Source organism: Phenylobacterium sp., from assembly GCF_013911965.1.
In the GTDB taxonomy this organism is placed as follows: domain Bacteria; phylum Pseudomonadota; class Alphaproteobacteria; order Caulobacterales; family Caulobacteraceae; genus Phenylobacterium.
On the sequence record NZ_JACESE010000007.1, the window covers coordinates 60,691 to 72,523 of the forward strand.

Genomic DNA, 11,833 nt, shown 5'->3' on the forward strand with positions numbered 1-11,833 from the left:
CGCCGGCCGGGCCGGCCGGCGGACCGCTCTGTGAGTTTCGAGGAGGCATGACATGCCCCGACTGGAATCGCTGCGTCCCTGGGTGCTCCTGGGCGTCTTCAGCCTGCTCCTGTTCCTGATCTCGGGCGCGACCTTTTCGTCTCTGGGCGTCGTCCTGCCGGCCATGGTCGCCGACCAGAAATGGAGCTGGGCCCAGGCGGGCCTGGGCTTCACCCTGCTGGGCGCCTGCTGCGGCGGCTCGGCCTGGTTCCCGCCCATCGTCATCCGCAGGTTCGGCGTCCGTGCAGCCCTGCTGCTGGGCACGGCGGTCATGGCGGCGGGCTTCCTCTGCCTCTATGCGACGCCCAACGTCTGGATCTACTTCCTCGGCACGGCGCTGTGCGGCGTGGCCTACCAGTTGATGGCCCTGATCCCGGGCACGCATGTCCTGGCGGCGGTGTTCCAGAAGCGGGCCATGGCGTTTGGCCTCTACTTCACCCTTGGCGGCCTGGGCGGCGTGGCCGGCCCGATGATGGCGCTGGCCGTCATGGAGCTGACCGGCGGCGCATGGCGGCCCTTCTGGGCGCTGCAGGCGATCGCCGCGCTCGCCATCGGCGTCCTCTGCTCCCTGCTGATCCCGAGCAGCGCCTGGCTGCGCGCCTCCTCGGAAAGGATCGACGCGGCTGTGAAGGCCGAGGCCGAAGCGGCTGCGGCCGCGCCCCAGACCGCGCCTCTGGCGGTGTACCGCACGGTCCAGGACTGGACGCTGAAGCAGGCCATGGGGACGGTGCAGTTCTACATCCTGGTGGCGGCCTACTTCGTCCACCTGCTGTCCGGCGTGACGGTGTCGAGCCTTTCGGTGGCGCACCTGACCGAGCGGGGCGTCGCCGCCGGCGTGGCGGCCGGCATGCTGAGCCTGGAAGGCCTTATGGCCACCGTCGCCCGATTGGGCGGGGGCTTTATCGGGGATCGGATCGATCCGAAGTGGCTGCTGATCCTGGCGGTCGGGGCGCTTGGCATGGGGTCCTTGGCCCTCAGCGTGGCCGACAGCTACGCCCTGATGATCGTCTACGCCATCGGCACAGGCGTCGGCTTCGGCCTGACCGCGCTCGCCGTGACCATCCTCCTGCTCAACTACTACGGCCGGCAGAACAATCTGGAGATCTTCTCCACGGTCTGCCTCGTCGGAGCGGTCTCCGCGCTCGGTCCGCTGATCGGCGGCTCGCTGCGCGACCTGCTGGGCAGCTTCTCGCCCACCTTCCAGCTCTTCGGCCTGGTGGCCGCCGGCGTCTTCGTCGCCTCGCTCTTCATGCGCCCGCCGCAGATGAAGAGGGCGGGCGAGGGCGCCGCGGTCCCGGCCGGCCTGATCAACGATCCTGTCTAAAGGCGCGCGCCATGTATCAGAAGCCCTCCCCCAACAAGGAATTCGGCGTCTTCCTGCCGGTGGCCAACGGCGGTTGGATCATCTCCAAGACCTCGCCGCCGCTCGACGACCTGTGGACCCAGAACCGTGCGGCGGCGATCACCGCCGACGAGGTGGGCATGGACTTCGTCATGTCCATGGGCAAGTGGCGCGGCTTCGGCGGCGAGACCAACCACTGGGGCCACTCGCTGGAGTCGGTGACCATGATGGCCGGCATCGCCGAGGCCACCAAGAACGTGAAGATCTGGGCCACCGTCCATCCGCTGCTGCAGAACCCCGCGGTGACGGCCAAGATGATCGCCACGCTCGACCACATCAGCGGCGGGCGCGCGGGCCTCAACATCGTGGCGGGCGCCTATCGCGCCGAGTTCGACCAGATGGGCATGTGGGACGACAGCCTCGACCACGACGCCCGCTACGCGCTCACCGAGGAATGGACGGCGATCGTCAAGCGCCTGTGGAAGGAGGAGAGCGTCGATCACGCGGGGCGCTTCTTCACCATGAAGGACGCCCAGTCGAACCCCAAGCCGCTGTCGCGGCCGCGGCCCGAGCTGATCTGCGCCGGCCAGTCCGATCGCGGCTTCCAGTTCTCCGTGCGCGAGGCCGACATCTGCTTCATCGGCGGCCGCACGCCGGAAGAGCGCCGCGACAACTCCCTGCGCGCCAAGAAGGTGGCCGAGGAGCTCGGCAAGTCGATCAAGACCTACGCCATGTGCACCATCGTCCACGGCGAGACCGACGCGAAAGCCGAGGCCATGGTCGAGCACTACAAGACCGGGACCGACATGGGCGCCATCCTGGAGATGCTGCGCAGCTGGGGCGTGCCGGCCGACAAGCTCGACGTGGTCGCCAAACAGCAGGGCGCCTTCATGACCCACACCGCCGTGGGCTCGCCTTCCACCTGCGCCGAGCAGGTGCAGGAGTATGTGGAATTCGCTCAGCTCGACGGGCTGATGCTGATCTTCCCCGACTATGTGGAGGGCCTGAAGATGTTCGGCGCGGAGATCCTGCCCGGCCTGCGCTCGGCCTTCGCATGAACGCCGCGGCCCAAGCCGGGGCCGGCGCGCGAGACGGGCTGAGCGCCTGGATCGCGCCCGCGCGGACGGCCCTCGTCATCATCGACATGCAGGTCGACTTCGCCGCGCCGGACGGCCAGATCGGCCAGTGGGGCGTGGACCTGTCCGCCGTTCCGCCGGCCCTGGAGAAGGCGCAGGCCCTGGCGGCCGCGGCGCGGAAGGCGGGGACGCCGGTCGTCTTCGTCGCCCTGGTGACGCGCAAGGAGACCGACTCCGTCGCCTGGCGCGAGCGGATGCGCCGTCGCGGCGGGGATGCGGAGAGCGACTCCGGCCTGTGCCGCGCCGGTACGCGCGGCGTCGACTTCTACGGCCCCCAGCCTCTGCCGGGCGAGCCTGTGGTGGAAAAGGCGCGCTACAGCGGCTTCCACCAGGCCGATCTCGACGGGGTGCTGAAGGGGCTGAAGGTGGACACCCTGGTGGTGGCCGGCCTGACCACCGAATGCTGCGTGGACTGCACGGTCCGCGACGCGTTCCACCTCGACTACCACGTGTTCGTAGCCCGCGACGCCTGCGCCGCCTACGAGCCCGACGTCCACGAAGCGGCGCTCAAGTCGCTCGAACTCAACTGCGCGATCCTGGTCGACACCGACCAGGTGGTCGCCGCCTGGGAGGAGGCCGCGTAATGGCCGACGGAGTCCAACTGCCCGGCGCGCAGGCGCCCTTCGCCGTCACCGACGCCGACCGGGCCGCCATCGCCGCGGCCATCGACGAGACCGAGGCCGTCGAGCTGGCCCTGGCGCTGGGCAATATTCCGAGCCCGGCGGGGCACGAGTTCGAGGCGGGCAACTTCGTCTACGACTGGATGGCCAGGGAGGGGTTCAATCCCCGCAAGGTCGGGGCGACGCCGCAGCGCAACAACATCATCGGGACCTATGGCGGCGCAGGCGAGGGCAAGAACCTGCTCTTCACCGCCCACCTGGACACCGAGGCGCCGACCTGGAACCCCGACCTCGACGCCTACAAGTACCGCGCCGAGACCCTGGCCAATCCGGAGTGGGAGAAGTGCTGGCTCGAGGACGGCGTCCTCTACGGCTATCCCATCGCCAACGACCGCGGGCCGATGACCTGCTTCCTCATCGCCGCCAAGGCGCTGAAGACCGCGGGCTACGACCTGGCCGGCAAGCTCTACCTGACCGCCTGTCCCGGCGAGATCGGGCCCGAGCCGATCGAGGAGCATCGCGGCGTCGACTATATGGGCAAGGATATCGGCGCCCATTACCTGTTCCATCACGGCGGGGTCGCGCCCGACTACGCCATCGCCGCCGAGGGCTGCGACTACGGCCTCACCTGGGTGGGCTGCGGCTACGCCGTCTTCCGCATCCGGTTGTGGGGGGAGGGGGTCTTCACCCCGCTGCTGAGCCAGCCGGAGACGTCGGCCGACCACCCCAACCCGATCTACCGCCTGGGCGCGCTCACCGACGCCATCCACGAGTGGAGCCGCAGGTACGAGGCCGAGAGCGCCTATGAGAGCGCCGGCGGCGTCGCCCTGCCCAAGGCCCAGATCGCCTCGGTCCGCGGCGGCATTCCCTACGCCTTCGGCGCGGGGACGGAGCTGGTGAACCTCTATCTGGAGGTGGGCCTGAACCCTCGCCAGCGCATCGCCGAGGTCCAGCATTCGCTCGAGCGCATGGCGCGCGCGGCGGGCGTGGGCGAGGTGGACATCGAGCCTGTGGTCGTCCGCCACGGCTTCGAGGCCGACGCCGCCGAGGTGGCGCCCCTGGTCGGCGCGGTGGACGCGGCCACCCGCCTGTCGCTGGGCCATCCGGTGCAGCGGGCCGCGCCGGTCTATTCAAGCATGTGGCGGGACCATAACGTCTTCAACATGCAACGCATTCCCGCCATCACCACCGGCTTCAAGCGCTGGCGTCCCTCGCCGAAGGACCTCACCGACAGCGCGCTCGTCTATGCGCTGACCGCGCTCGCCGTCTGCGGCAGGGCCGACAATGTCGCGGCCAAGGCTCACCGCGCGCCCGTCTATGGCGACAACCCCTTCGGGAACGACTGATGGCGGGTCCCCTCGCATTCGGCGACGTGGAGGTCGGCGGCGGCTTTGCGCCCGACGACTGGAAACAGGCCATGGGCGCCTTCGCCAGCGGCGTGGTCATCGTCACCACCCTGGACGAGGGCCGCCCCGTGGGCACCACGGTCAGCGCCTTCTCCTCGGTCTCCCTGCATCCGCCGCTGCTGCTGGTCTGCCTGGACCACAAGAGCCGCACGCGGGCCGCGGTGCGCAAGGCGGGCAACTTCTGCATCAACATCCTGGCCGCGGGGCAGGGCGACCTGGCCAAGACCTTCGCCGGTCCCGGCGCCGTCGACCGCTTCCAGGATCTGGAGTGCGAGCCCGGCGGCCTGGGCGCGCCGCACATCCCGGGCGCGCTGGCCAATATCGACTGCCGGCTGCACTCGCTGCACGCGGCCGGCGACCACGACATCCTCATCGGGCGGGGGCTTTCCATCCGCAGCCAGCCCGGGGAGCCGCTGATCTACTGCCAGGGCCGCTTCCTCGGCCAATAGGACGACAAGCCATGGGATACGAAGTCCTCGACGTGAAGCCCGTGACCCGGCGCATCGGCGCCGAGGTGTTCGGCATCGACCTGGGCAAGCCGCTCTCCAACCGACAGACGGCCGAGCTGCGCGAGGCGCTGGCCCGCCACCAGGTCCTCTTCTTCCGCGACCAGGAGATGGACCACGACGCGCACAAGTCCTTCGGGCGCCTGTTCGGCGAGCTGGCCATCCACTCGGCCATTCCCGGCATCGAGGGCCATCCGGAGATCGTCGCCATCCACGCCGACGCCGAGTCCAAGTTCGTGGCCGGCGAGAACTGGCATTCGGACCTGACCTGCGATCCGGAGCCGCCGCTGGGCTCCATCCTCTACATGCGGGTCGTGCCCGACAGCGGCGGCGACACCGTCTTCGCCTCGATGTACGACGCCTATGACAGCCTGTCGGAGAAGATGAAGGTCTATCTGGAGGGGCTGGAGGCCGTCCACGACGCCAACCCGGTCTATCAGCGCCTCTTCCCGGACCTGGACCGCAAGTACAACCGCTCGATCCACCCGGTGATCCGCACCCATCCGGTGACGGGCAAGAAGCTGGTCTTCGTGAACCCGTCCTACACGACCCACATCGTGGGCCTGCCGGACGACGAGAGCGAGGCCATCCTGAAATTCCTCTACGTCCACTGCATGAACCCGAACTACCAGGTCCGCTTCCGCTGGCGCCCCAACTCGGTCGCCTTCTGGGACAACCGCTGCACCTGGCACCAGGCCATCTGGGACTACTTCCCGGACACCCGGTCAGGCTTCCGGGTCACGGTGGCGGGGGATAAGCCGTTCTGAGAAAACTCAGCGCGCAGGACGCCAACCGAAGCAGCTGAGCACGAGGCCCACGAGCGCGAGCAGGGTCACAGGCTATGCCGCTGGACCCGCGCCCTTGGGCTTGCGTTCGGCGTCGGCGGCTTCGAAATGCGCGATCTGGTCTGCCAGAGCCTTCCGGAAGGCGGGGCGGCGCGTCGCGCGGTCGACATAGGCTTCGCTCGCCGGCCTGTCGCCGAAGCCACGGACGAGCGGAACCCTCAGCACATCGGCCATCAACAGGTCTGCGACTGTGAAGCGGCCCGCGACGAGCCATTCCCGGTCCTTCAGGATCTCCTCCAGGCGGTCGAGCCGCTGGCCGAGCCAACCGGCCAGCCTGTTGTCCTCGACGCCGGAAATGCTCAGGAACCACCAGGGCACACTGACCATCTCGACCGAGTTCAGCGCTGCGACCGTCCACTGAAGCGTTTCAGCTGCCCCGGCAGGGTCGGCGGGCGACAGCGCCTCGCTCTTCCGGGCGAGATGCAACAGGCCGGCGCCGCTTTCGAAGATCTGAAGTCCGCCGTCGTCCAGAAACGGAACCTGGCCGAACGGCTGGCGCTCGAGATGCTGTGGCCCCCTGCCTTCAAAGGGAACGGTGCGGACCGTGTAGGCCAGTCCCGCCTCTTCGCAGGCCCATCGCAGCCGCAGGTCGCGCACAAAGCCGCGCGGGCCCTCGGGAACCCAATCATACGTCCAGATGGTCAGTTCGCTCATGGGCCGCGCCTCCCTGTTCGCCGCCCGCCGGGCCGTGTGAAACAAGGACGCTACAACTCAGCACCGCCCGACAAGGTCTCAAGAATGTCGATCGCGGCCGGCCCCGAAGAGCTCCGCCGCGACGCCGTCAGGCGCCGCGGCGGGGGGCGAGACGGACAAGGGGTTAGCCGTCACGCGTCCGGGAAGGCGATGCTGGTGGAGAGGCCGGCCCAGTCGCCGATTTCGGTGGTCATCTGGCCCATCTTCCGCATCGCGTAGTGTAGGGCGTCTTGGCCGAGCAGCAGGTGCAGCGGGGCGTTTTCGGCGCCGGCGATCTTCAGGATGGCGGCGGCCGCGCGGGCCGGGTCGCCGCTTTCCTGGCCGGCGTGCTCGGCGAGAAGCCGGGGCGCCAGGTGGGCGGTCTCGGCATAGTCCTCGATCACCTGTCCGGCGCGGGTGAGGGAGGCGCCGGCATAGGCCGTGCGCAGGCCGCCGGGCGCCACATTGGTCACCTTGATCCCCAGGGGCGCGACCTCCTGGGCCAGGGTCTCGCCGATGCCTTCCAGGGCGAACTTGCTGGCGCAGTAGATCCCCGTGCCGGCCCAGGCGGCCAGGCCGCTGACCGAGGTGATGTTGATCACATGGCCCGACCGCCGCGCGCGCAGGCCGGGCAGGGCGGCGCGCAGGACGGCCAGCGGGCCGAAGACATTGGCCTCGAACTGGGCGCGGGCCTCGGCGAGGCTGACTTCCTCGATCGCGCCGGTCAGGCCGTACCCGGCGTTGTTGACCAGGATGTCGATGCCGCCCGCCAGGGCCTCGGCCCCCGCGACGGCGGCCTGCACCGCGGCTTCGTCGGTGACGTCGGCGAGATAGGCGTGGGCGTTGGGCGAGAGGCCCTCGAAGGCGCCGGCGTCGGCCGCCTTGCGGACCGTGCCCGCCACGATGTCGCCGGCCTCGAGCGCGGCTTGCGCCAGCGCGCGGCCCAGGCCGCCGCTGACGCCGGTGATGAACCAGGTGCGCGCCATGTCAGTAGGGCGCGTCGCCCTTGGCCCACAGGCGGTGCATGGTCCGGAAGTACTTGGTGTCGTCGTAGAGGGTGCCGGTGTGCAGGGTGCAGCGGTTGTCCCACATGAGCACGTCGCCCACCCGCCACTTGTGGCGATAGACGAACTGGTCCTGGGTCAGGAACTCCACCAGCTCGTCGACCAGCTTCAGCCCCTGCGCCTTCTCCGCCTCGTCCTTGTCCATGCCGACCACGTGGGTGACCGTGCCGGTGGAGGGCCACAGCGCCTTGCGCCCGTCGGCCGGATGGGTGCGGATCAGCGGGTGCTCCACGTCGGGATTGGCCGCCTTCATCTCCTCCGACAGCTCCTGGCGGCCGAATTCGCGGGTGGCCATGAAGTACTGGTAGCTGTGATGCAGCTTCAGCCCGTCCAGCCTGGCCTGCTGCTCGGGCGACAGCGCGTTCCAGGCCGCGCAGCCGTCGGCGATCAGGGTGTCGGAACCTTCGTCCGGAACCTCGACCGCATAGAGCATGGTGCACATGACCGGCTCGGGTTTGTAGGAATAGTCGGTGTGCCAGCCGACGCCGTCGTTGTGGGCGCCGATGGGCTTGCCGTCGACGACCCGGTTGGAGAGCACGAAGACCTTCGGATAACCGGGCAGGGTGAACTGCCGCTGGGTGTGATCCTCCGGCTCGCCGAAATTGGCCACGAAGGCGGTGAGCTGGCCCGGATCCAGCGTCTGGTCGCGCAGCAGGATGGCGCCGTGGCGGTGGAAGGCGTCCACCACGCCGGCCAGGGTCGCCGCGTCGGCGGTGGCGAGGTCGACGTCGAGCAACTCGGCGCCGAAGCCCGGCTTCAGCTCTCTCGTCTCGATCTGGCCCGGCTTGGTCTGGACGGCGGTGGTCATGGCGCAGCTCCCGAAGGTCTGCCGCCACCCTAGGGCCGGGGGCGCGCCCCGTCTTGTCCGTCCGCGCACGTTTGCTTGCCCCGGAGGCGGGCGGTCGCACGCGGCCTGACCAGGCTCTGACCACCAGCGCCTGCAAACCGGGCGACGGGGCCCACCGACCCTGCGCCGGCCAAGTTGTCGTGCGCGCAGGAGCAAGACCGCCCTTGCCGCCGCCCATAGCGTGAAGGCCTCGACCGACCGCAGAGCCGAGGGTCAAGACCATGACCAAGCCGATACTCACCGACGCCTTCTTCGACGGCCTTTCGACCTCCATGGAGGGGTTCGAGACCGCCGAGACCCTGCCGCCCGCCTGCTATGTGGACGCCGGCTTCTACGAGTTCGAGAAGGAGGCGGTGTTCAATCACGAATGGCTCTGCGTGGGCCGCGAGTCCTGGGTGGCCGAGCCCGGCGACTACTTCACCACCTCGATCATCGGCGAGCCCATCGTGGTGGCCCGCACGCGCCAGAACGAACTGGTGGCCATGAGCTCGGTCTGCCAGCACCGGGCGATGCTGGTGGCCGAGGGCCACGGCAACGCTCGCGGCTTCGTCTGCCCCTACCACCACTGGACCTACGGCCTGGACGGCAAGCTGGTGAACGCGCCGGCCATGGAGAAGACCTGCGGCTTCGACAAGACGAAGATCGCCCTGCCGCGCTTCAAGGTGGAGGTCTGGCTGGGCTTCATCTTCGTCAATTTCGACGAGAACGCCGCCCCGCTGGCGCCCCGCGTCGCCGACATCGCCGAGGCCCTGGCCGGCTACGATCTCGCCAACGCGGTCGGCCCCCGCCCGGACCCCGCCGCCAAGTTCCCCTGGAACTGGAAGGTGATGTTCGAGAACAACAACGACGGCTATCACGCCAGCCGCCTGCACCAGGGGCCGCTGCACGACTTCGTGCCCAGCGCCCAATCCGTCTTCCCCGATCCGCCGGAAGGGGCGGCGGGATATCTCCGCTTCAACGGCACGCTGCATCCCGACGCCAGCTTCAACGCCACGCAGCGCGCCCTGCTGCCGGTCTTTCCGGGCCTCAGCGACGTGGAGCGCAACCGGATGACCTTCGCCAACATCCCGCCGACCCTGTCGCTGGTGGTGACGAGCGACATGGTCATCTATCTGATCGTCCGCGCCGACGGGCCCGAGAGCCACGAGATGGACACCGGCCTGCTGTTCGCCCCGGGCGCCATGGAGGACCCGGCCTTCGAGCACAAGCTGGCCATGAACATGGCCGCCGCCGGGGCCATCATCAGCCAGGACCTGCACGTCGACGGCCTCGTCCAGGCGGGCCTGCGTTCCCGCTTCGCCATCCGCGGCCGCTATTCCTGGCAGGAAGGCGCCCAGATCGCCTTCAATCGCTGGCTGACGCCGCGCTATCAGCAGACCTGGAAGGCGATGCGCGCCGACGCCGGTCAAGGCGTTCCGGCATGAGCGGCGGGAGCGAACGCCTGCCGGTGGTCTTCTTCGGGCACGGCAGCCCGATGATCGCGCTGGAGACCAACGCCACAACCGCGGCCTGGGAGGCGATGGGGGAGTCCATCGGCAAGCCGCGCGGCATCCTCTGCGTCTCCGCCCACTGGCTGACCCGCGGCGTCGGCGTCACGGCCATGGACCGGCCGAGGACGATCCACGACTTCGGCGCCTCGTTCCCGCAGGCCCTGTTCAACGTGCAGTACCCGGCGCCGGGCGATCCGGCGCTGGCCCGCCGGGTGGCCGAGGCGCTGGCGCCCCTGCCGGTCGTTCAGGACCAGAACTGGGGTCTCGACCACGGGACGTGGTCGGTGCTCTGCAAGGCCTATCCCAAGGCCGACGTGCCCGTCGTCCAGCTTTCCATGGACGCCGCCAAGCCGCCGGCCTGGCACTACGAGATGGGCCGAAAGCTCGCGCCCTTGCGCGACGAGGGCATCCTGATCGTCGGCACCGGCAACATCGTCCACAACCTGCCGGCCATGGACTGGGGCGACCGGAACTGCGCGCCCTATGACTGGGCCAAAGCCTTCAACGACGCGATCCGCAGCGCCATCGCCCATGACGAGCCGGAAAAGGTGGTGGGCTTCGAGGCCCTGGGGGAGGCTGCGGCCAAGTCCGTGCCGACGCCGGACCACTACTGGCCGCTGCTCTATGTGCTGGGCGCGCGCCTGCCCGGCGACCGGGCGGTCTTCGGCCCCGACCACATCGAACACGGCTCGCTCAGCATGACCAGCCTCATGCTCGACAGCCGCGCGCCGGCCGCCCAGGCCGCCTGATCCGTATTCCAAGGGGGACCCGATGGCCTTCATCTGCGAACCGGCCGAGACCCGCGCCGACACCCTGCCGACCGCGCTGCACACCCTGAATGCGACGCCCAAGACGGTGCACTGGGGCTATTTCGACCCGGCCCGCGGCCCGTCCCTAAGGATCAAGAGCGGCGACCTCGTCCAGGCCGAGGCCATCACCCATCACGCGGGCGACGATCCCGAGCTGATGATGGACGAGGCGGTGACCGCCATCTTCCGCGAGATCCCGGAGGCCGACCGCAATCCCGGCGTCCACATCATGACCGGCCCGATCTTCGTGGAGGGCGCGCAGCCCGGCGACATGCTCGAGGTGCGCTATCTGAAGATGACGCCGCGCTGCAACTACGGCTCGAACCTGGCGGCCAATTGGGGCCACCTCTACGAGGAGTTCGGCCAGAAGGAGCGGGTGACCATCTACGAGCTGGACCCCAACGCCAATACGGCCAGCGCCCTCTACGCCTACGATTTTCCCGGCAAGTATCTGGTCCCCGGGACCATCACCAGCTGCCCCGTCTGCGACCGCCAGTCGGCCCTGCCGGGCGTGCGCGTGCCCGTCCGTCCGCACCTGGGCACCGCCGGCGTCGCCCCGGACGTGAAGGGCCGGGTCAGCACCATTCCGCCTGGCCTGCACGGGGGCAATATCGACAACTGGCGCATCGGGGCCGGCGCCACGATGTACTATCCGGTCCAGGTCGAAGGCGCGCTCTTCTCCATCGGCGACCCGCATGTCAGCCAGGGCGACGGGGAGATTTCGGGCACGGCCATCGAGGCCTCGCTGAACGTCCTGATGCAGATCATCCTGCGCAAGGACTTCAGCTTCCCTTCGCCCTTGCTGGAGACCCCCAACTACTGGATCGTCCACGGCTTCGACCCGGACCTGAACCAGGCCATGAAGAATGCGTCGCTGGACATGCTCCACCTGCTCCACGAGCATCAGGGCCTGTCGCGCAACGACGCCTATTCGCTGATGAGCGTGGCCTCGGACTTCGCCATCACCCAGGTGGTGGACGGGACCCAGGGCATCCACGTGCGCATGCCGCGCGGCATCTTCCCGGCCAAGGGGAGCGTCAAGGACCCGAGCTAGAGC

Annotated in this window: 12 protein-coding genes; 9 read left to right on the forward strand and 3 right to left on the reverse strand. The window is 69.2% G+C overall.

Features of this window, described 5'->3' with window-relative positions; genetic code table 11:
• Nucleotides 1-52 precede the first annotated feature (52 nt).
• Genes H2041_RS08810 through H2041_RS08835 form a run of 6 tightly spaced genes read left to right on the forward strand, consistent with a single transcriptional unit; the run spans nucleotide 53 to nucleotide 5,816 of the window.
• Complete coding sequence (locus H2041_RS08810) at nucleotides 53-1,363, forward strand: CynX/NimT family MFS transporter (RefSeq protein ID WP_293411733.1); 1,311 nt, start codon at nucleotides 53-55, stop codon at nucleotides 1,361-1,363.
• Between the two features lie 11 nt (nucleotides 1,364-1,374).
• On the forward strand, nucleotides 1,375-2,439 hold the full coding sequence (locus H2041_RS08815; protein WP_293411735.1) for an LLM class flavin-dependent oxidoreductase: 1,065 nt from the start codon (nucleotides 1,375-1,377) through the stop codon (nucleotides 2,437-2,439).
• Entirely contained in the window at nucleotides 2,436-3,101 is a 666-nt protein-coding gene (locus H2041_RS08820; RefSeq protein ID WP_293411737.1) for a cysteine hydrolase, read from the forward strand. The genes H2041_RS08815 and H2041_RS08820 overlap by 4 nt, the downstream gene beginning before the upstream one ends.
• The gene (locus H2041_RS08825) at nucleotides 3,101-4,483 is read left to right on the forward strand and encodes a peptidase M20 (protein ID WP_293411739.1); all 1,383 of its coding nucleotides are present in this window, start codon (nucleotides 3,101-3,103) and stop codon (nucleotides 4,481-4,483) included. Before H2041_RS08820 ends, H2041_RS08825 begins: the two co-directional genes overlap by 1 nt.
• Complete coding sequence (locus tag H2041_RS08830; RefSeq protein ID WP_293411741.1) at nucleotides 4,483-4,992, forward strand: flavin reductase family protein; 510 nt, start codon at nucleotides 4,483-4,485, stop codon at nucleotides 4,990-4,992. Before H2041_RS08825 ends, H2041_RS08830 begins: the two co-directional genes overlap by 1 nt.
• 11 nt (nucleotides 4,993-5,003) lie before the next feature.
• The gene (locus H2041_RS08835) at nucleotides 5,004-5,816 is read left to right on the forward strand and encodes a TauD/TfdA family dioxygenase (protein WP_293411743.1); all 813 of its coding nucleotides are present in this window, start codon (nucleotides 5,004-5,006) and stop codon (nucleotides 5,814-5,816) included.
• Nucleotides 5,817-5,888: 72 nt separating this feature from the next.
• Here the strand turns inward: H2041_RS08835 and H2041_RS08840 are convergent, their stop codons facing one another.
• The 3 genes from H2041_RS08840 to H2041_RS08850 all read right to left on the reverse strand — a co-directional run bounded on the left by H2041_RS08840 (nucleotide 5,889) and on the right by H2041_RS08850 (nucleotide 8,438).
• Nucleotides 5,889-6,548, reverse strand: a complete 660-nt coding sequence (locus H2041_RS08840; RefSeq protein WP_293411745.1) for a glutathione S-transferase family protein — start codon at nucleotides 6,546-6,548, stop codon at nucleotides 5,889-5,891.
• Nucleotides 6,549-6,718: 170 nt separating this feature from the next.
• Nucleotides 6,719-7,552 (reverse strand): oxidoreductase, encoded by an 834-nt coding sequence (locus H2041_RS08845; protein ID WP_293411747.1) that lies wholly within the window; start codon nucleotides 7,550-7,552, stop codon nucleotides 6,719-6,721.
• A 1-nt stretch (nucleotide 7,553) separates the two neighbouring features.
• Entirely contained in the window at nucleotides 7,554-8,438 is an 885-nt protein-coding gene (locus H2041_RS08850; RefSeq protein ID WP_293411749.1) for a TauD/TfdA family dioxygenase, read from the reverse strand.
• A gap of 260 nt (nucleotides 8,439-8,698) precedes the next feature.
• Here H2041_RS08850 and H2041_RS08855 point away from each other — a divergent pair, with 260 nt between their 5' ends.
• From H2041_RS08855 to H2041_RS08865, 3 genes are read left to right on the forward strand one after another with little or no spacing between them, the layout of a single operon-like run.
• Complete coding sequence (locus H2041_RS08855) at nucleotides 8,699-9,901, forward strand: SRPBCC family protein (RefSeq protein ID WP_293411751.1); 1,203 nt, start codon at nucleotides 8,699-8,701, stop codon at nucleotides 9,899-9,901.
• Entirely contained in the window at nucleotides 9,898-10,716 is an 819-nt protein-coding gene (gene ygiD, locus H2041_RS08860; RefSeq protein ID WP_293411753.1) for a 4,5-DOPA dioxygenase extradiol, read from the forward strand. The genes H2041_RS08855 and ygiD overlap by 4 nt, the downstream gene beginning before the upstream one ends.
• A 22-nt stretch (nucleotides 10,717-10,738) precedes the next feature.
• Entirely contained in the window at nucleotides 10,739-11,830 is a 1,092-nt protein-coding gene (locus H2041_RS08865; protein WP_293411755.1) for an acetamidase/formamidase family protein, read from the forward strand.
• The last annotated feature ends 3 nt before the right edge of the window (nucleotides 11,831-11,833 follow it).